We start from the raw sequence: 17834 nt of genomic DNA, 5'->3' as shown, positions 1-17834 counted from the left end.
AGTTCCCCGGCTGAAGGAACCATCATGAAAATCCTGCTTGCCGTCGACGGCAGCGACTACACGGACCGCATGCTGTCCTACCTGGCCGCGCACAAGGAATGGTCGGGCGCGGGCCACGACTTCACCGTCTTCCACGTGGTACTGCCCGTGCCGCATCGCGCCGCGGCTTTCGCGGGACCGGAGATCGTGCACGGCTACTACGAGGACGATGCGCGGATGGTGCTCGAACCTGTGCGCGGCCTGCTTTCCAGGAACGGCATCGAGGCGCGCTTCGAACACCGCATCGGACATCCTGCCGAGGAGATCGCCGCGTTTGCGCAGAAGGGGAAGTTCGACCTGGTGATCATGGGCTCGAGGGGCCACGGTGCCCTGACGAACCTGGTGCTGGGCTCGGTAGCCAACAAGGTCCTGGCCGCGTGCACGGTGCCGGTACTGCTGGTGCGCTGATGAAGACCGCCGCCTTCGCGCAAGGCGTGGCCGCACTGGCCCTCGGCGCATTCGCGCTCGCGGGCGGAACGAACGCCTGGCCGCAGGCGCGCTCCTGCATGGAACGTAGTCAGCCGGCATCGCAGGCCGTCGACTTCGCGGCCGCCGCCGCGCGGCAGTCGCCCGCGGTGGTGAGCATCATGGTCACGGAAGGCAGCGGCGACCGGCCCGCCATCGGCGACGTGCGACCCTCCATGCCATGGGATCGGGTGTGGGCGCGCGGCTTCGCCTCGGGCTTCATCATCGGCAGCGACGGATACATCCTGACCAGCGCCCATGCGGTGACCGGCGCCCGGGCGATCTCCATCGTCACCGCCGACCAGCGCCGCTTCGATGCCGAGGTGGCAGGAGTGGACCGCCTCAGCGATGTCGCGCTGCTGAAGGTCGCGGCTTCAGGCCTGCCGGTCATCGTTCCGCGCCGCGGCGGCGAGCTGTGCCCCGGCGAGCGCGTTGCCGCCATGGGCGCGCCTTTCGGCTTCGAGCGCAGCGTGACCGCCGGTGTGGTGAGCGCCAATCCGCGCTACATGCCTGGAGGAAGCGGCGTGCCGCTGATCCAGAGTGACGTGGCGCTCAACCCAGGCAACTCGGGCGGGCCGCTGTTCGACGAACGGGGCGAGGTGGTGGGAATGAACTCGATGATCTATTCGCCCGGCGGCGGATATTTCGGCATGTCGTTCAGCCTGCCCATCGATACCGCGATGCGTGTCGCGGATGAACTCCGCGCGACCGGCCACGTGAGGCGAGGGCACATCGGCGCCCGCACCCAGCCCCTGACGGCCGAGCTGGCACCGGCCTTCGGCCTTGCCTCCACTCAGGGAGCGCTGATCGTGCGGGTCGACCCGGACAGCCCGGCCGCGGAGGCGGGGCTTCGCAGCGGCGACGTGGTGCTGGCCGCCGGAGGCGACACCGCGATGAGCTACGCCGACATACAGAATCGCGTGGCCGCTGCCCGCGCGGGCAGCCGGATCGCGCTGAAGATCTGGCGCCACAAGGCGCCGTTGACGGTGCAGGTGGGCGTGCTCGAGAACCCGCCCGATGTCTCGCCTCGTACGGCCGCGCGCGCCGCCGCGCAGCAGGAAACGCGCTTCGGGCTCGAACTCATCGAGCGCAAGGGCGTGCTGGGCATCAGCCTGCCGTCCCCGGGGCTGTATGTGCAATCGGTCTCCGGTTCGGCCCAGATGGCGGGGCTGCGATACGGCGACATGCTGATCGCGGTCAACGACGTGGAGGTGGCCAGCCTGGCGGACTTCGACACGGTGATCCGCTCCATCGCGGAGAGCGACACGGTTGCGCTGCTCGTCGTGCGTGGCTCGGCTCGAAGCTACGTGCCGATCCTCCCGCGCAGTGCCGCGCGCGCTCCGGTGGCGCGGCACGCAAGCGAGGCGGCCGCGCCTGTGCCCTGAGGCTTTCGCGATGGAAAAGACGAGCAGCTGCGGCGTTCTGGTGTTTGACATGGCAGGGCAGTTGCTGCTGTGCCACGCGAGCGACAGCCGCTACTGGGACATTCCCAAGGGCGCCGCCGAAGGGCAGGAGGAGGGCGCGCAAGCGGCTGCGCGCGAGGCGGCCGAGGAGTGCGGTCTCCGCCTGTCACCGGAGCAACTGCGGGAACTGGGGCTCTTCCCCTATCGCAAGGGCAAGGATCTCCGGCTCTTCGCGGCGCTGGTGCGGCCCTTCGAGGCGAAGAGCTGCGTGTGTTCCAGCTTCTACACCGACCGCCATGGACGGCGGCGTCCCGAGATGGACGCGTTCCGCTGGGCCACCTTCGAGCAGTTGCCACGGCTCTGTGCGCCCAGCCTTGCCGCGGTGCTGACGCAGGCGTTGTCACTGGCAGCCATCCACGGGCAATTGCTCTACGAAGTGGGGCCGTTCGATGTTGCACCCGGGCCGCACGGCTTTCGCGCAGTTGATCCTGCGCAAAGCCGCGCGCAGCCGGCCGCTCAAGAATGACCGCAGGCCGTTCCCGAAAAACCATCACGAGGTCGCTCCATGAACATCACCTTGAACGCAGCCCTGCGAATCCTGGGGTTCTGCATCGCAACGCTGCTGGCAACTGGTGTCCTCGTGCTGGCGGGTTTGAATGAGCGGAATTCTTCGCCGAACGGCCTGGAAACCATCTCGCACACAACGAAAGACTCACGATGAAGTCCAACCGCAGAACTTTCATGCTCACGCTTGCCGCAACGGGGGCGGCCGTTACCGCCACCGGCTCTTTCGCACAGGCTCGGCTCGATGAAAAAGACCCGCAGGCCGTGGCCTTGAGCTATGTAGCCGACTCGGCGAAAGCCGACGTGAAGAAGTTCCCGAAGCATGACAACGCGCAGCTGTGCAACGGCTGTGCACTTTGGCAATCCAAGCCGACGGATGCGCAAGGCAACTGCGCACTGTTTGCCGGCAAGCAAGTCAACGCCAAAGGCTGGTGCAGCGCTTGGGCCAGGAAGGTCTAGCGGACCGATTTCGCCAGCTTCAGGCGCATGGCGCGTGCGAATGAGGAGAGGCCGGCCAAGCGCGGCTATCGACTTGCGACCGCGCGGCTCTCGCTGGGCTCCCAGCCGCCGCCCAGTGCCTTGAAGGCCGTGACCGCGGCACGTGCCGCTTCGGTCTGCGCCTGGGCTTTCGCATCGGAGGCGCGCAGCAGGCTGTCGTCGGCCTGCAGTACTTCGATCAGGCTCACCACACCGTGCTGGTAGGCCGCAAAGGAAGCGCTGCGCGCGCGGCCCAGCGAGCCCACGCCCTGGGCCAGCACCCTGGCTTGTTCTTCGCGCTTCACGAGGGCCGAAAGGGCGTTCTCGACATCCTCGGTGGCGCGCAGCACGGCCAGCCGATATGCGCCGAGCAGTTCCGCGTCCTGGCCCTTGGCAAGATCGATCTGCGCGTCGATGCGGCCGAAATCGAAGAGGCGCCAGCGCAGGCCCAGCACTGCAGCCGCCTGGCTGGCGCCGCCGGTGAAAAGATTGCCGCTCGCCACGGACGTCGCGCTGCCCAGCATGCCGCTCAGGGACAGCTTGGGGTAGTACTCGGCGACAGCCACGCCGATACGGGCGTTCGACGCGGCGAGACGGCGCTCGGCCGCAATCAGGTCGGGGCGTCGCCTGAGCAGGTCGCCGGGTGTGCCCGAGTCATGGATCTGCGGCGCGACGGGAATGGCGCCGGCCTCGGCCAATTCGGCACGGTGCGTGCCCGGCGAGGCGCCCAGCATCACATGCAGCGCGTTCATCGCTGTGTCCAGGCCTGCCTCCAGAACCGGGACGGAGGCCTGGACCTGGGCCAGAGCACCTTCGGCCTGCCGCACCTGGAGTTCGGCGGCCAGCCCCTTGCCATAGAGAAGATTGACCGTGGACAGCAGCTGCTGCTGCGTCTGCACCTGCCGGCGCGCCACGCCGAGGCGCGTCTGAAGGCCGCGGATGCTGATGTAGATATCGGCGGTCTGGGCCGCCACTGCCAACCGCGTGGCGGCGGCCGAGGCCTCCGAGGCCTGGTATTCGGCGAGCGCCGCTTCGCGTCCGCGGCGCAAGCCTCCGAACAGGTCCACTTCCCAGCTCGCACCTAGATTGGCTTCGTAGGCGCTGCCGTAGCGGTCGAGGCCAGGCCTCGAGTTCAGCACCTGTCCCAGCGGCGTTTCAACGGACTGGTGGGCCCGGGCTGCCTGTGCGCTGACGTTACCCGAAGGCAGCAGGGCGGCATTCGCCGCGCCCAACGCAGCACGCGCCTGCGCGACGCGCGCGGATGCCTGGGCGAGATCGAGGTTCTGCGCAAGCGCGAGCGTGACGAAACCAGCCAGCTGTGGATCGCCGAAGCCGGTCCACCAGGCGCGGAGATCGGCGCTGCCCGCGGCGGTCCGTTGCTCGAGGCCCTGCCAGCCCCGGTACTGCTGCGGCATCGCCATGTCGGGCCGTGCGTAGTCGGGGCCGACCGCGCAACCTGCAAGAAGGCCGGTCGCAATGAGCGGAACAAGGATGCGCTGGAGCATGGTGTTCTTCCTGAGCGGGAGAGGAAACGTCGATTGGGCGGTGACTATATATCAAAATGGTCACTCGTTGTTCAATCATTCGGCGCGCGGTAAGCTGTCAGGCATGAGCAAAGAAATCTCCTCTGCCGGCGTGGCGCGCGGGCCGGTCGACCATGACGTGCGCGACCAGATCGTTGCTGCGGCGACCGAGCACTTCAGCCGGTACGGGTATGAAAAGACGACCGTTTCCGATCTCGCCAAAGCCATCGGCTTTTCCAAGGCGTACATCTACAAGTTCTTCGAGTCCAAGCAGGCCATCGGCGAAATGATCTGCGCAAACTGCCTGAGCGAGATCCACGCCGAGGTACGGGCTGCGGTCGAGGGGGCAGATCGTCCTGCGGAGAAGCTGCGCCGGATGTTCAAGTCGGTGGTCGAGGCGAGCCTTCGTCTGTTCTCCGAGGATCGCAAGCTCTACGAAATCGCGAGCTCCGCCGCCACCGAGCGCTGGCAGGTGGCGTTTGCACACGAAGCGCACATCCGGCAATTGCTTCAGGACATCCTGCGCGAAGGCCGGGAGACGGGGGAGTTCGAGCGCAAGACGCCGATCGATGAGGCAGTCTCGGCCATCTACCTCGTCATGCACCCCTACATCAATCCGCTGCTGCTGCAGTACAGCTTCGACCACACGGCTGAAGCGCCCGCCCAACTGTCCAGCCTGGTGCTGCGCAGCCTGTCTCCGTGAGGCCGATTTGTCTGTGACTGTTGACTGAATTAGTCACAAGTATCAGAATGCGGGTCCTGATCATTTCGATACCGGGACCCTCATGCCTTGGCGCCGCCTTGCTATCTCCATCGTCACCTGTGCATTGCCGCTCGCGCTGGTCGCCTGCGGCGAGAAGGCGCCTCCCGACCCTCGAACCCAGGCGCCGCAGGTTCGCGTCGCGGTCGTCGAAGGCGCCGGCGCCGCGTCGCGTGCGTTCACGGGCACCGTAGCCGCCCGGATCCAGAGCGACCTGGCCTTCCGGGTCTCGGGCAAGGTCCTGCAGCGGCTGGTGGACACAGGGCAGGGCGTCAGGCGCGGCCAGGTGCTCATGCGCATCGACCCCATCGACCTGAAGCTTGCGGCCCATGCGCAGCAGGAGGCGGTCGCCGCGGCACGGGCGCGCTTGCAGCAAGCAGCGCAGGACGAGGTCCGCTACCGCGATCTGCGCGGCACCGGTGCGATCTCGGCATCGGCCTACGACCAGGTCAAGGCGGCCGCGGACACGGCCAAGGCTCAGGTCAGCGCGGCCGAGGCCCAGGCTGATGTCGCGCGCAATGCGAGCGGCTATGCCGAACTCGTGGCCGACGGCGACGGGGTGGTCATGGAAACGCTGGCCGAGCCCGGTCAGGTCGTGAGCGCTGGTCAGACGGTGGTTCGTGTGGCCCGCGCCGGCCCGCGCGAAGCCGTGGTCCAGTTGCCGGAAACCCTGCGCCCCGCGGTCGGGTCCGTGGGGCAGGCCACGCTCTTCGGCAGGGAGGGCGTGAGCGTGGCGACCACGCTGCGGCAGCTCTCGGAGGCCGCGGACCGGCAGACGCGCACCTTCGAGGCGCGCTATGTGCTCAAGGGCGAGCTCGCCGATGCGCCGTTGGGTGCGACGGTCACCATCCGGATTCCTCAGGGCCTTCCCTCCGCGTCGGGAGGACTGCAGGTACCGATCGGCGCGCTCTTCGACGCCGGCAAGGGGCCGGGGGTGTGGCTCGTCAGTGGCGAGCCGGCCAGGGTCAACTGGCGGCCGGTCGTGGTCGAACGCCTGGATGAAGATGGCGCGCGCGTTACCGGGTCGCTCCAGCAGGGCGACCGGATCGTCGCGCTCGGGGCGCATCTGCTGCGCGAGGGCGAGCAGGTACGGGTGGCCGACCAGGCGGGCGCCACCGCGGCGCGCGGAGTCCGCCCGTGAGCGCAGGCCGTTTCAACCTCTCGGCGCTCGCGGTGCGCGAGCGCTCGGTCACCTTGTTCCTGATCTGCCTGATCTCGCTGGCGGGCCTGGTTTCGTTCTTCAAGCTGGGCCGGGCGGAAGACCCGGCCTTCACCATCAAGGTGATGACCATCGTCACCGCGTGGCCCGGCGCGACCGCGCAGGAAATGCAGGACCAGGTTGCCGAGAAGCTCGAAAAGCGGCTGCAGGAACTGCGCTACTACGACCGCGCCGAGACCTACACCCGGCCCGGCCTGGCCTTCACGACGCTGACCCTGCTCGACAGCACACCGCCTTCGCAGGTGCAGGAGCAGTTCTACCAGGCCCGCAAGAAGGTCGGCGACGAGGCGGGCAACCTGCCTGTGGGCGTGATCGGACCGATGCTCAACGACGAGTACGCGGACGTCACCTTCGCGCTGTACGCCCTCAAGGCGAAGGGCGAGGCGCAGCGCCTGCTGGTGCGCGACGCCGAGACGCTGCGCCAGCGCCTGCTGCATGTGCCGGGCGTGAAGAAGGTCAACATCGCCGGTGAGCAGTCCGAGCGCATCTATGTCGAGTTCTCGCACGAGCGCCTGGCGACCCTGGGCGTCAGTGCGCAGGACGTCTTCGCGGCGCTCAACGGCCAGAATGCCCTGACGCCGGCGGGGTCCGTGGAAACGAAGGGCCCCCAGGTGTTCATCCGCCTGGACGGGCCGTTCGACGAGCTGCGCAAGATCCGCGACACGCCGGTCACCTCGCAAGGCCGCACCCTGAAGCTGTCGGACATCGCCGAGGTCAAGCGGGGCTATGAAGACCCGGCGAGCTTCATGATCCGCAACGGCGGCGAGCCGGCCCTGCTGCTGGGGGTGGTCATGCGGGAAGGCTGGAACGGGCTCGACCTGGGCAAGGCGCTGGAGCGCGAGGTGGGAGCGATCAATGCCGAGCAGCCGCTGGGCATGAGCCTGACCAAGGTCACGGACCAGGCCGTCAACATCAGCGCCGCGGTCGATGAGTTCATGGTCAAGTTCTTCGCCGCGCTGCTGGTGGTCATGCTCGTGAGCTTCCTGAGCATGGGCTGGCGCGCAGGCCTCGTCGTCGCCGCCGCAGTGCCGCTGACGCTGGCGATCGTCTTCGTGGTGATGGCTGCTACGGGCAAGGACTTCGATCGCATCACGCTCGGCTCCCTGATCCTCGCGCTGGGCCTGCTGGTGGACGACGCGATCATCGCCATCGAGATGATGGTGGTGAAGATGGAGGAGGGCTACAGCCGCGTCGCCGCCTCCGCCTATGCCTGGAGCCACACGGCCGCGCCGATGCTTTCGGGCACGCTGGTCACGGCCGTCGGCTTCATGCCGAACGGCTTCGCGCCATCAAGCGCAGGGGAATACACCAGCAACATGTTCTGGATCGTCGGCATCGCGCTGATCGCGTCCTGGGTGGTCGCGGTGGTCTTCACGCCCTATCTCGGTGTCAAGTTGCTGCCCGATTTCAAGAAGATCGAGGGCGGCCATACCGCGATCTACGGCACGCCGCGCTACAACCGGCTGCGCGGGATGCTCGGCCGCGTCATCGCACGCAAATGGGCGGTGGCCGGTGCGGTGGTCGGCCTTCTCGTGGCGGCGGTCCTCGGCATGGGCCTTGTCAAGAAACAGTTCTTCCCGATCTCGGACCGGCCCGAAGTCCTGGTGGAGGTGCAGATGCCCTATGGCACCTCGATCACTCGCACCAGCGAGGCGACGGCGAAGGTGGAGGCGTGGTTGGCCGGACAGAAGGAGGCCCACATCGTCACGTCCTATATCGGGCAGGGCGCACCGCGCTTCTTCTTCGCGATGGGCCCCGAGCTGCCCGATCCGTCGTTCTCCAAGATCGTGGTGCGCACCGACAGCCAGGAAGAGCGCGAGGCCTTGAAGCACCGGCTGCGCGAGGCCATCGCCGGCGGCCTGGCCTCCGAAGCCCGCGTGCGCGTCACCCAGTTGGTGTTCGGCCCGTATTCGCCGTTCCCCGTCGCCTACCGCGTCACGGGCCCGGACCCCGACAAGCTGCGCGACATCGCGGCGCAGGTACAGCAGGTGATGGATGCGAGTCCGATGATGCGCACGGTCAACACCGACTGGGGTGCGCGCACGCCCACGCTGCACTTCACCCTGCACCAGGACCGCCTGCAGGCCGTGGGACTGAGCTCCAGCGCGGTGGCGCAGCAGTTGCAGTTCTTCCTGAGCGGTGTGCCCGTCACCGCCGTGCGCGAGGATATCCGCACGGTGCAGGTGGTGGCGCGCTCGGCCGGCGCCAGTCGCCTCGACGCGTCGAGGATCGCCGACTTCACGCTGTCGGGTGCCAACGGGCAACGCATTCCGTTGTCGCAGGTGGGCGAAGTTGAGGTGCGCATGGAGGAACCCGTCATGCGCCGGCGCGACCGCGTGCCGACGATCACCGTGCACGGCGACATCGCCGACGGCCTGCAGCCGCCCGATGTGTCGACGGCCATCACCGCTCAGTTGCGCCCGGTCATGGACAAGCTGCCCCCCGGCTACCGTATCGACGAGGCCGGCTCCATCGAGGAATCGGGCAAGGCGACCAGGGCCATGCTGCCGCTGTTCCCCATCATGCTGGCGGCCACGCTGCTGATCATCATCTTCCAGGTGCGTTCGATCTCCGCGATGGTCATGGTCTTCCTGACGAGCCCGTTGGGGCTGATCGGCGTGGTGCCGACGCTGCTTGTCTTCCAGCAGCCCTTCGGCATCAATGCGCTGGTCGGCCTCGTGGCGCTCTCGGGCATCCTGATGCGCAACACGCTGATCCTGATCGGCCAGATCCACCACAACCAGCAGGACGGGCTCGATCCGTTCCACGCGGTCGTCGAGGCCACCGTGCAGCGTGCGCGACCGGTGATCCTGACCGCGCTGGCGGCGATCCTGGCGTTCATTCCGCTGACCCATTCCGTGTTCTGGGGGGCGCTCGCGTACACGCTGATCGGCGGCACCCTCGCGGGCACGGTCCTGACGCTGGTGTTCCTGCCGGCGATGTACTCCATCTGGTTCAGGATCAGGCCCGGCGACGCCGCAGCCGCTGCGCACTGACAACGCTTTCACCACTTGTTCAGATCGAAGGAAAACATCATGTCGAGTTCATCGGTTGTCGTCGTGACCGGCGCGTCATCGGGCATCGGGCGCGTTGCCGCGGAAATCTTCGTCGCGCGCGGCTGCCGGGTGTTCGGCACCGTGCGCGACCTGCGCAAGGCGCCCGTGGTGCCCGGTGTGGAGTTCGTCGAAATGGACGTCCGGGAGGAGGAGTCGGTGCAGGCCGGCATCGACTCCATCATCGAGCAGGGCCTGCGCATCGATGTGCTGGTCAACAACGCGGGACTGATGATGCTCGGCGCGGTCGAAGAGACGGCGACGGCAGAAGCCGCGGCGCTGTTCGACACCAATGTCTTCGGCGTGCTGCGCGTCACGCGCGCCGTGCTCCCCTCCATGCGCAAGCAGCATCGCGGGCGCATCGTCAATGTGAGCTCGCTGTTCGGCGTGATGCCGGCGCCCTACATGGGCATGTATGCGGCCGCCAAGCATGCGCTCGAGGGCCTTTCGGAGTCGCTGGACCACGAGGTGCGCCAGTTCGGCGTTCGCGTGACGCTGGTGCAGCCGGCGTTCACCCGGACCAACCTCGACATCAATGCGCCGCGTGCCAAGGCGCCGATCGCGGACTACGACCGCGAACGCGGCCTGGTCGAGCGCGCGGTGGCCGACAGCGTCAACAACGCGCCGCCGCCGCAGGGCGTGGCCAACACCATCGTGGAAGCGGCGCTCGGCCCCTGGCGCATGCGTTGCACGCCGCCCGGCGAGGCCTCGGTCCTGGCGAAGCTTCGCCGTTTCATGCCCGCGGGTCCGGTCGACGCGAGCTTGAGAAAAAAGCTCGGTCTCGCCTGATACATCGACCCGCCGGAGCCGGCCTGGCCGGTGTCTGGCACCGTCTTGCAAGGAAGGAGAGGCCTTGGACAGCTTGGAACTCTTGCGAACCTTCAACGAAGTCGCAGTGTCGGGCAGTTTCTCGCGCGCCGCGAAGCACCTCGAACTGTCCAGAGCCACCGTGAGCAAGTACGTCGCGAAGCTCGAGGGGCGCTTCGGTGTGCGACTGCTGAACAGGAACAGCCACGCCGTCAGCCTCACGGATGCCGGCGTGCTCTTGCTCGAGCGGAGCAAGCCCATGCTGGAGTTGGTGGAAGCAACCCGAGCGGAACTGCAGGATCGCGCGTTGACTCCGAGCGGCCGTTTGCGCATTTCCGCGCCCCACGGCATCGACCAGACCGAGTTGCCGGCGCTCTTCAACACCTTCCTGGGTCACTACCCCGATGCCAGCATCAGTCTCTTGCTGACCAATCGCCTTGTCGACCTGGCAGAGGAGGGGGTCGACATTGCGTTGCGCTTTGGGCCGATCGCGAACGAGAACCTGATCGTTCGCAAGTTGCTTCTGATGGGTTTGACCGTTTGCGCGGCCCCGATGTACTGGAAAAGCAGAGGAGTCCCCTCCCACCCCAGCGAACTCGCCAACCACGATGCGTTGATCAGTACCCACCTGAATCCATCGTCCAAGTGGCGCTTCCAGGTCGACGGCGAACCGTTGGAGATCGCGGTGCGTGGCCGGCTGGATGCCACCGAGGCCAGCCCGCTCATCCAGGCCGCACTGCAAGGCGCTGGCGTGCTGTACTTGCCGACGGTCATGCTGAAGCCCTATCTCGACAGCGGCCGGCTGGTTCCCGCGCTGTCGGATTTCGTGCGCAGTGACATGTGGCTTTCAGCCGTCTACCTGCAAAGACGCCACAGCACCGCGGCTCACCGGGCGTTCCTCGATTTCCTCGAAAGTCGGATCAAGGCCGGCAAGACCCTCCGTTGAGCTTGAACGCAGTGCCCGGCGCCGCCTTCATGGCGTTTCATGGGTGAGGTTCACGTTCCGCAGACGAGCGCCTCAAGAGTTCAAGCCAGCATCGATTGCTGGGCGAAGATGCCCGCCATCGCACCCTGCGACGATGCCTGGGTGACCGAGGGCAGGAAGGGCGTGGCGAGGTCGCCGGCGGCGTAGATGCCGGGCACGCTGGTCTGGCGGCGCTCGTCGACCTTCAGCACGATGCCGGTGGGCGTATCGGCCGTGGCGAGGCCCAATGCTTCATGCAGGCTTGCGGACGGCTTGTTGCGCGGGCTGGCGAACAGGACGTCGACCGCGACATTGCGGCCGCTATCGAGATTGACTGTGGCAATGCGGCCCTTGTGATGGGCGATATCGATGATCCGGCCGTCGACGACAGCGATGTTGCGATTCGCCAGATCGGCCCGGATATCGGGCGCAATGTCGCGACCGTCAGCGAAGACGGTCAACTTGTCGGTCCAATCGCGGAACAGCCTGGCCTGATTGTGCGACTGCGGGCCGGACCAGACGTGGCCCCAGTGCCGGTCGGCGACTTCGAAGCCGTCGCAATAGGGGCAGGGCACGATGGACGTGCCCCAGCTTTCGGCGAAGCCTGGGACGTCTGGCATCTGGTCGGCGACGCCGTAGCTCAGGATCACGCGGCGCGCTCCGAGGCTTTCGCCATCGGCAGTGAGAACGGAGAAATCGTCGATGACGCCGGAGACGTTGTCGGCCCGTGCATTGACCAGCTTGATCGCGGGATACCGCGCCAACTGCTGCCGCGCCTCGGCCAGGATGTCCAGCGGTGGCTTGTGATCATGGCCGAGCAGGCCATGCGAATGGCCGGCGAAGCGATTGCGCGGCAGACCGGTATCGAGAACGGTGACTTTGCGGCGCGCACGGCCGAGCTGCAGGGCCGCGGCGAGGCCGGCAAAGCTGCCGCCAATGATGATGACGTCATTCATGGTGATGGGTTCCGTGTGGGTCGGTTATTACTGGACTTTCAAGTACAGTAATGTGGAACATATATAGTAGACTGTCAAGTCCACTAAATATGCCCATGACCCGATCTCCAGTTCCTGCTCCGAAGCCTCAACGCGGGCGGCCGCGCGATCCTGAGCGCAGCCGGCGCATCCTGGAGGCGGCGCAGACGCACTTCGATCGACATGGTCTGGAGCGCGCCAGCGTGGATGCCATCGCTGCCGACGCGGGCGTCTCCAAGATGACCGTGTACAGCAACTTCGGCTCCAAGGAGGGGCTGTTCGAGGCGGTCGTGCGCGACAGGACGGTAGCCGTGATGGCTGGCTTCCCCGGGGCCGGGGCGCTGGACCCGAACCAGCCGGAGAAGGTGCTGCTGGTGATTGGGGAGCGGTTTCTCGCGCTGGCGCGCGGGGACGCCCTGGGCGCGTTGCGCGCCGTCTATGGCGTCGCGGGGGCGCAACCGGAGGTCTGTCGCGCGCTGTACAAGGAGGGTCCGGAGCGTGTGATGGACGAACTGGCTGCATATCTGCTTCTTGCCAGCTCGGCGGGCACGCTGAAGGTGCGGAATCCGCTCCAGGCAGCGGACCTGTTCCTGTCGATGTTCCTGGGCTCCGGCCACATCCGCGGAATGCTGAAGCTCGAGATGCCGGATACCCGGGAAAACAAGGCTCTTCTGCAAGAGGCTGTTCGGGTCTTCATGACGGCCTACGGCGCTTAGGCTCTACAGGGTAGCTTGCCGGCAATGGGGCAGAACTCCTGGTTGCCTCCCGCGCGCCTTATTTAACATAAGACACATTGTGTGAATATTATCCCGCGCGGGAGCTAGTTCGGCCATCGCCGCAGACGGCGGCATCCACTGCACGACTCAGCAGCAGCCGCGCCGAAGAAGAACCACGCTCACCACTTGCCGTCCTTGGGAACGGCCTTGGCCGCGCTGGCTTTCGCATTGGCGGCCGCGGCGATCATCGAGGCGGCTTCCGAGCGGTTTGCCTTGTTGGCGAAGTCGACGGCGGTCATGCCCAGTTGGTTCTTCATGGTCGTGTCGGCGCCTTCTTCAAGCAGCAGCTTCACGGCATCGTTGGAGCCGTACATGGCGGCCATCATCAGCGGCGTGGTGCCGTTGGGCGATTGCGCGTCGATGAAGGCGAAGTTCTCGAGCAGCGTCTTCATGATCGCGATCTGCCCGCTGGTGGCCGCGTAGTGCAGCGGCGTCCATCCGGTCTTGTTGACGGCAGCGTCGCGCTTGAGCAATTGGGCGACCACGTCCTGCTGGCCCTTGATCGCAGCGAGCATCAGCGGGGTTTCGTCCTTCGGACTGGCGATGTCCACGTCGGTCTGCGGCGCTTCGATCAGCACCTTGATCACCTTCGGCGAGGGCTCGCGCAGGGCGATCAGCAGGCCGGTCTGGCCGTGCTCGTCGCGCGTATTGGGGTCGAAGCCGCGCTGGATCAGGTTGCTGACGCCGCTGGCGTTGTCACCGCGAACGGCGCGGAAGAAGTCTTCGAACGACCCAGCATTCGCTGCAAAAGATGCAGCAATGACAACAAGATAGATAGATTTCTTGAAGTAGTTTTTCATGATTTGACTTCCCTGAACAATGCTTCGAAATTGTCGCTCGTGGCCTTGGCGATGGCCTCTACGGGCATCTGCCTGAGTTCGGCGATCTGCTGCGCCACATAGGGCACGTAAGACGGGTTGTTGGTCTTGCCGCGGTACGGCACCGGCGCGAGGTACGGGCTGTCGGTCTCGATCAGCATGCGGTCCAGCGGCACGAAGGCGGCCACGTCGCGCAGGTCCTGCGCTTTCTTGAAGGTCAGGATGCCGGAGAACGAGATGTAGAAGCCTAGGTCGAGCGCGGCGCGGGCCACCTCGGCGGTCTCGGTGAAGCAATGGAACACGCCGCCGGCAGCGCCGGGCGAGCCGTCTTCGCCCTCTTCCTTCAGGATCGCCAGCGTGTCCGCCGAGGCTTCGCGGGTGTGGATGATCAGCGGCTTGCGCGTCTGCTGGGCGGCGCGGATGTGCACACGGAAGCGGTCGCGCTGCCATTCCAGGTCGGAAATGCTGCGGCCGCCCTTGCGCTCTTCCATCTGGTAGTAGTCGAGGCCGGTCTCGCCGATGGCGACCACGCGCGGCCGCTGCGAAAGCCGAACCAGATCTTCGATCGAGGGCTCGGCGATGTCCTCGTTGTCGGGGTGCACGCCCACGCTGGCCCAGAAGTTGTCATAGCTGGCGGCCAAGGCCTGCACTTCGTCGAATTCCTCGAGCTTGGTGCAGATGCAAAGCGCCCGGTCGACCTGCGCCGCGGCCATGGCGGCGCGAATCTGCGGCATCTGGCCCGCGAATTCGGGAAAGGTGAGGTGGCAGTGGGAGTCTGTGAACATCGGAAATGGTGGGATGCGAGGCGCACCCCTTGTCTGGCCCGGACTGCCGGGTTTCGTATGGGAGGCAGGCGCCGTCGACCGAGTTCCGCGTCACGAGGACGGGGCGGAAAACTCAGATGGTCTGCGTGGGACGGTCGGAGGCCATCGAGCCGCCGAGTGCCGCCTCGATGCGCGCCTTCAGCTGGCGCGACTTCTCGTCGGAAGGAAAACGGATACCCACGCCCGGCGCCCGGTTGCCGGCGGCGCGCGGCGGCGTGATCCAGGCGACCTTGCCGGCCACCGGGTAGCGCTGCGGGTCTTCGGGCAGCGTCAGCAGCACGTAGACGTCGTCGCCGAGCCGGTATTCGCGCGTGGTCGGAATGAAGATGCCGCCCTCCGCGAACAGTGGGATGTAGGCCGCGTACAGCGCGCCCTTTTCCTTGATGGCGAGCTGAATGACGCTCGGCCGGGCGGGTGTGGAGGATGCTGCGGGTGCAGCGGATGCGGCAGGTTGGTTCATGGTCGGCGACGAGCGGCAGAGTTTAGGGTGGTTCGCGCTTCGCTCACAAGCGCTTCGAGCATGAGGCCGGCGTTGAACGGGTGCTCCGCGGTTCTCGCGGCGCTTGCGAGCGACTTCGACCAGCGCGCGAGCGCCAGCCGGGGCGGCGCCGCGGGCAGATCGGCGGCCTCGAAGAAACGGGGTGCGGCGCCGTTGCCGACGGCCATCAGGTCATGGCAGAGCTTCTGCAGCGCGCCGACAGCCTGCGCGGGCGCGTGATCGGCCAGCGCGCCGACGTCGCCGCGCACCATGGCCTTGGGCAGCAGTGCCCAGGCCTTGGGCGACTGTCCCGAGCGCGCGAGCTTCAGTGCATCGCTGGGCCGGCCACCGGCGGCGCGCAGCAAGGCGGCCGCGTCGGCGGCGGGCACGTCCTGCGCGGCGAGCCAGGCCTCGGCCTCGGCGGTTGCGGGCCATGGCAGCGTGAAACCCAGGCAGCGGCTGCGGATGGTCGGCAGCAGCTGCCACGCGGCCTCGCTGGCGAGCACGAAGCGCACGTCGCCCACGGGCTCCTCCAGCGTCTTCAGCAGCGCATTGGCCGTGATCGTGTTCATGCGCTCGGCCGGATACACCAGCACCACCTTGCCGCGGCCGCGCGCGCTGGTGCGCTGGGCGAAGCCGACCGCGTCGCGCATCGCCTCCACGCGGATCTCGCGGCTGGGCTTGCGCTTCTTGTCGTCGATGTCCGCCTGTGCCTTTTCGTCGAGCGGCCAGCCAAGCTCCTGCATCGCCACCTCGGGCATCAGCACGCAGAGGTCGGCATGCGTGCGCACCTCGATGGCATGGCAGCTCGGGCAATTGCCGCAGGCGGTGCCCTCCTCCGTCGGCTGCTCGCACAGCCAGGCGGACGCCAGTGCCAGCGCCAGCTCGTACTGGCCGATGCCCGACGGGCCCTGCAGCAGCCAGGCGTGGCCGCGCTGGCGCAGCAGCTCGGTCAGCGGCCGGCGCAGCCAGGGAGACAGTGCCTCGGCGCTCATCCGGCGTGACCTCCGGCCAGCACGTCACGCGCCCTCAGCTCGGACTCGATCTGCAGCCAGACCTGCTCGCGCGTCTGGCTGGCGTCGATGCGCACGAAGCGCTGCGCGTCGGCGCTTGCGCGGTCCGCATAGCCCTGGGCAACGCGGCGGAAGAACTCGACCGGTTGCGCCTCGAACTTGTCGGGCACGCGAGCACCAGCCAGCCGCTGTGCGGCGATCTCGGGAGCGAGGTCGAACCACAGCGTGATCCGTGGCTGCAACAGCTTCGTGCCACCCGCCTGCCCCTGGACCCATTGCTCGAGAGTCGACAACACGGCGTTGTCGAAACCGCGCCCCGCGCCCTGATAGGCGAAGGTGGCATCGGTGAACCGGTCGCAAAGCACCACATCGCCGCGCGCCAGTGCCGGGCGGATGACCTGGGCGATGTGGTCGCGCCGGGCTGCGAACACCAGCAGCGATTCGGTCAGCGGGTCCATCGGCTTCTCGAGGACCAGCCCACGCAGCGTTTCGGCCAATGGCGTGCCGCCGGGCTCGCGTGTGCGGACGACCGTGCGGCCCTGCGCCTTGAACAGCGCCTCCAGCGCGTCGAGATGGCTCGACTTGCCCGCGCCGTCGATGCCTTCCAGCGTCAGAAACAAGCCTTGGTCACTCATTGGGTCGTCGCCTTCGGTTTGGTGTCGCCGCCGCGCTGATAGCGGTTGACCGCGCGGTTGTGATCGTCGAGCGAACTGCTGAACTGGCTGGTGCCGTCGCCGCGAGACACGAAATACAGCGATTTGCTTTGCGCAGGCTGCACCGCCGCCAGCAGCGCCGCCTTGCCGGGCATGGAAATCGGCGTGGGCGGCAGGCCGCCGCGCGTGTAGGTGTTCCAGGGCGTGTCGGTCTGGAGGTCTTTCTTGCGCAGGTTGCCGTCGAAGGCGGTGCCCAGGCCGTAGATGACGGTCGGATCGGTCTGCAGCGGCATGCCGATGCGCAGGCGGTTGGAGAACACGGCCGCGATTTCCGCGCGGTCGTTGGCCTTGCCTGTCTCCTTTTCGACAATGCTGGCCAGAATAAGCGCCTCATCGGCCGATTTCAGCGGCAAGTCGGAGGCTCGGGCGGCCCAGGCAGCTTCCAGCTTCTTGTCCATGGCGCGCATCGCGCGCTGCAGCAGGGCGATGTCGGTCGAGCCCTTCGAGTAGGTGTATGTGTCCGGGAAGAAGCGCCCTTCCGGGTGCAGGCCGGGCTTGCCCAGCTTGGCCATGAGCGCCTCGTCGGTCATGCCCACGCTCTCGGGCTTGAGCTGATCGGCCTTGGCGAGCGCGGCGCGCACCTGGCGGATGTTCCAGCCTTCCACCAGCACCACGCTGCGGGTGGCTTCCTCGCCGCGCACCAGGATGTTGAGCAGCAGCTTGGGCGTGACGCCGCGCTCCAGTTCGTAGCTGCCGGCGCGCATCTGGCGGTCCTGCCCCGAGACGCGGAACCACAAATAGAGCAGTTGCGGCTGCACGTCGACGCCCGTGTCGGCCACAGCCTGGGCAATGCCGCGCGGCGTGGTGCCGGGCTCGACCGACAGGTCGACGCTGGGCGCAGGCAGCTTGAGCGGCTGATGCACCCACCAAAGGCCGGCGCCGCCGAGCGCAAGCACGGCCAGGGCGGCGAGCAGGAAGAGCGTGAGGAAGAAACTGCGCACGAGTCCGATGTGGGGATGACGGG

19 protein-coding genes are annotated in these 17834 nt (G+C 67.1%); 11 read left to right on the top strand and 8 right to left on the bottom strand.

Annotated features, from left to right (window positions below; translation table 11 throughout):
• Nucleotides 1-24 precede the first annotated feature (24 nt).
• Genes ACAM57_RS15780 through ACAM57_RS15760 form a run of 5 tightly spaced genes read left to right on the top strand, consistent with a single transcriptional unit; the run spans nucleotide 25 to nucleotide 2930 of the window.
• On the top strand, nucleotides 25-447 hold the full coding sequence (locus ACAM57_RS15780; RefSeq protein ID WP_369662310.1) for a universal stress protein: 423 nt from the start codon (nucleotides 25-27) through the stop codon (nucleotides 445-447).
• Nucleotides 447-1889: a trypsin-like peptidase domain-containing protein gene (locus ACAM57_RS15775; RefSeq protein WP_369662309.1), complete on the top strand. Its 1443-nt coding sequence runs from the start codon at nucleotides 447-449 to the stop codon at nucleotides 1887-1889. The genes ACAM57_RS15780 and ACAM57_RS15775 overlap by 1 nt, the downstream gene beginning before the upstream one ends.
• A 10-nt stretch (nucleotides 1890-1899) precedes the next feature.
• The gene (locus ACAM57_RS15770) at nucleotides 1900-2433 is read left to right on the top strand and encodes an NUDIX domain-containing protein (protein ID WP_369662308.1); all 534 of its coding nucleotides are present in this window, start codon (nucleotides 1900-1902) and stop codon (nucleotides 2431-2433) included.
• A 39-nt stretch (nucleotides 2434-2472) separates the two neighbouring features.
• Nucleotides 2473-2628: a hypothetical protein gene (locus ACAM57_RS15765; RefSeq protein WP_369662307.1), complete on the top strand. Its 156-nt coding sequence runs from the start codon at nucleotides 2473-2475 to the stop codon at nucleotides 2626-2628.
• Nucleotides 2625-2930, top strand: coding sequence for a high-potential iron-sulfur protein (locus ACAM57_RS15760; RefSeq protein ID WP_184637863.1), 306 nt, complete (start codon nucleotides 2625-2627; stop codon nucleotides 2928-2930). Before ACAM57_RS15765 ends, ACAM57_RS15760 begins: the two co-directional genes overlap by 4 nt.
• Nucleotides 2931-2995: 65 nt before the next feature.
• Here ACAM57_RS15760 and ACAM57_RS15755 read toward each other — a convergent pair whose 3' ends face one another.
• Nucleotides 2996-4453: an efflux transporter outer membrane subunit gene (locus ACAM57_RS15755; protein WP_369662306.1), complete on the bottom strand. Its 1458-nt coding sequence runs from the start codon at nucleotides 4451-4453 to the stop codon at nucleotides 2996-2998.
• Nucleotides 4454-4556: 103 nt separating this feature from the next.
• Between ACAM57_RS15755 and ACAM57_RS15750 the strand changes: the two genes are divergently transcribed.
• From ACAM57_RS15750 to ACAM57_RS15730, 5 genes are all read left to right on the top strand, one after another.
• Nucleotides 4557-5174: a TetR/AcrR family transcriptional regulator gene (locus ACAM57_RS15750; RefSeq protein WP_184638754.1), complete on the top strand. Its 618-nt coding sequence runs from the start codon at nucleotides 4557-4559 to the stop codon at nucleotides 5172-5174.
• Nucleotides 5175-5256: 82 nt separating this feature from the next.
• Entirely contained in the window at nucleotides 5257-6372 is a 1116-nt protein-coding gene (locus ACAM57_RS15745) for an efflux RND transporter periplasmic adaptor subunit (RefSeq protein WP_369662305.1), read from the top strand.
• Entirely contained in the window at nucleotides 6369-9446 is a 3078-nt protein-coding gene (locus tag ACAM57_RS15740; protein ID WP_369662304.1) for an efflux RND transporter permease subunit, read from the top strand. The genes ACAM57_RS15745 and ACAM57_RS15740 overlap by 4 nt, the downstream gene beginning before the upstream one ends.
• 39 nt (nucleotides 9447-9485) lie before the next feature.
• Nucleotides 9486-10292: an oxidoreductase gene (locus ACAM57_RS15735; RefSeq protein ID WP_369662303.1), complete on the top strand. Its 807-nt coding sequence runs from the start codon at nucleotides 9486-9488 to the stop codon at nucleotides 10290-10292.
• Between the two features lie 64 nt (nucleotides 10293-10356).
• Nucleotides 10357-11256, top strand: a complete 900-nt coding sequence (locus ACAM57_RS15730) for a LysR substrate-binding domain-containing protein (RefSeq protein ID WP_369662302.1) — start codon at nucleotides 10357-10359, stop codon at nucleotides 11254-11256.
• Nucleotides 11257-11336: 80 nt separating this feature from the next.
• Here the strand turns inward: ACAM57_RS15730 and ACAM57_RS15725 are convergent, their stop codons facing one another.
• Entirely contained in the window at nucleotides 11337-12230 is an 894-nt protein-coding gene (locus ACAM57_RS15725; protein WP_369662301.1) for an NAD(P)/FAD-dependent oxidoreductase, read from the bottom strand.
• A 95-nt stretch (nucleotides 12231-12325) separates the two neighbouring features.
• On the opposite strand from ACAM57_RS15725, the gene ACAM57_RS15720 reads away from it, so the two are divergent.
• Entirely contained in the window at nucleotides 12326-12964 is a 639-nt protein-coding gene (locus tag ACAM57_RS15720; protein ID WP_369662300.1) for a TetR/AcrR family transcriptional regulator, read from the top strand.
• A 179-nt stretch (nucleotides 12965-13143) separates the two neighbouring features.
• Here ACAM57_RS15720 and ACAM57_RS15715 read toward each other — a convergent pair whose 3' ends face one another.
• The 6 genes from ACAM57_RS15715 to mltG form a co-directional block, all read right to left on the bottom strand.
• A complete protein-coding gene (locus ACAM57_RS15715; protein WP_184637847.1) occupies nucleotides 13144-13824 on the bottom strand; it encodes an ankyrin repeat domain-containing protein in 681 nt (226 codons plus the stop codon).
• On the bottom strand, nucleotides 13821-14627 hold the full coding sequence (locus tag ACAM57_RS15710) for a TatD family hydrolase (protein WP_184637845.1): 807 nt from the start codon (nucleotides 14625-14627) through the stop codon (nucleotides 13821-13823). The genes ACAM57_RS15715 and ACAM57_RS15710 overlap by 4 nt, the downstream gene beginning before the upstream one ends.
• Nucleotides 14628-14739: 112 nt before the next feature.
• Entirely contained in the window at nucleotides 14740-15126 is a 387-nt protein-coding gene (locus tag ACAM57_RS15705) for a PilZ domain-containing protein (protein ID WP_126019960.1), read from the bottom strand.
• A complete protein-coding gene (locus tag ACAM57_RS15700) occupies nucleotides 15123-16139 on the bottom strand; it encodes a DNA polymerase III subunit delta' (protein WP_126019963.1) in 1017 nt (338 codons plus the stop codon). The genes ACAM57_RS15705 and ACAM57_RS15700 overlap by 4 nt, the downstream gene beginning before the upstream one ends.
• On the bottom strand, nucleotides 16136-16792 hold the full coding sequence (gene tmk, locus ACAM57_RS15695) for a dTMP kinase (RefSeq protein WP_369662299.1): 657 nt from the start codon (nucleotides 16790-16792) through the stop codon (nucleotides 16136-16138). The genes ACAM57_RS15700 and tmk overlap by 4 nt, the downstream gene beginning before the upstream one ends.
• Nucleotides 16789-17811, bottom strand: a complete 1023-nt coding sequence (gene mltG, locus ACAM57_RS15690; RefSeq protein ID WP_369662298.1) for an endolytic transglycosylase MltG — start codon at nucleotides 17809-17811, stop codon at nucleotides 16789-16791. Before mltG ends, tmk begins: the two co-directional genes overlap by 4 nt.
• Between the last annotated feature and the right edge of the window lie 23 nt (nucleotides 17812-17834).

It is taken from the genome of Variovorax sp. V15 (assembly GCF_041154425.1).
Taxonomy (GTDB): domain Bacteria; phylum Pseudomonadota; class Gammaproteobacteria; order Burkholderiales; family Burkholderiaceae_C; genus Variovorax; species Variovorax guangxiensis.
The sequence above is the reverse complement of the archived record's forward strand: the minus strand, read 5'-3'. Positions and strand labels throughout refer to the sequence as shown.

Bases quoted from the DNA above. Each gene is read 5' to 3' on its own strand.
- ACAM57_RS15725 (WP_369662301.1), bottom strand. From the start codon at position 12,230: ATGAATGACGTCATCATCATTGGCGGCAGCTTTGCCGGCCTCGCCGCG.
- ACAM57_RS15770 (WP_369662308.1), top strand. From the start codon at position 1,900: ATGGAAAAGACGAGCAGCTGCGGCGTTCTGGTGTTTGACATGGCAGGG.
- tmk (WP_369662299.1), bottom strand. From the start codon at position 16,792: ATGAGTGACCAAGGCTTGTTTCTGACGCTGGAAGGCATCGACGGCGCG.
- ACAM57_RS15780 (WP_369662310.1), top strand. From the start codon at position 25: ATGAAAATCCTGCTTGCCGTCGACGGCAGCGACTACACGGACCGCATG.
- ACAM57_RS15720 (WP_369662300.1), top strand. From the start codon at position 12,326: ATGACCCGATCTCCAGTTCCTGCTCCGAAGCCTCAACGCGGGCGGCCG.
- ACAM57_RS15705 (WP_126019960.1), bottom strand. From the start codon at position 15,126: ATGAACCAACCTGCCGCATCCGCTGCACCCGCAGCATCCTCCACACCC.
- ACAM57_RS15700 (WP_126019963.1), bottom strand. From the start codon at position 16,139: ATGAGCGCCGAGGCACTGTCTCCCTGGCTGCGCCGGCCGCTGACCGAG.
- ACAM57_RS15775 (WP_369662309.1), top strand. From the start codon at position 447: ATGAAGACCGCCGCCTTCGCGCAAGGCGTGGCCGCACTGGCCCTCGGC.
- ACAM57_RS15750 (WP_184638754.1), top strand. From the start codon at position 4,557: ATGAGCAAAGAAATCTCCTCTGCCGGCGTGGCGCGCGGGCCGGTCGAC.
- ACAM57_RS15710 (WP_184637845.1), bottom strand. From the start codon at position 14,627: ATGTTCACAGACTCCCACTGCCACCTCACCTTTCCCGAATTCGCGGGC.
- ACAM57_RS15755 (WP_369662306.1), bottom strand. From the start codon at position 4,453: ATGCTCCAGCGCATCCTTGTTCCGCTCATTGCGACCGGCCTTCTTGCA.
- ACAM57_RS15715 (WP_184637847.1), bottom strand. From the start codon at position 13,824: ATGAAAAACTACTTCAAGAAATCTATCTATCTTGTTGTCATTGCTGCA.
- ACAM57_RS15765 (WP_369662307.1), top strand. From the start codon at position 2,473: ATGAACATCACCTTGAACGCAGCCCTGCGAATCCTGGGGTTCTGCATC.
- ACAM57_RS15760 (WP_184637863.1), top strand. From the start codon at position 2,625: ATGAAGTCCAACCGCAGAACTTTCATGCTCACGCTTGCCGCAACGGGG.
- ACAM57_RS15735 (WP_369662303.1), top strand. From the start codon at position 9,486: ATGTCGAGTTCATCGGTTGTCGTCGTGACCGGCGCGTCATCGGGCATC.
- ACAM57_RS15745 (WP_369662305.1), top strand. From the start codon at position 5,257: ATGCCTTGGCGCCGCCTTGCTATCTCCATCGTCACCTGTGCATTGCCG.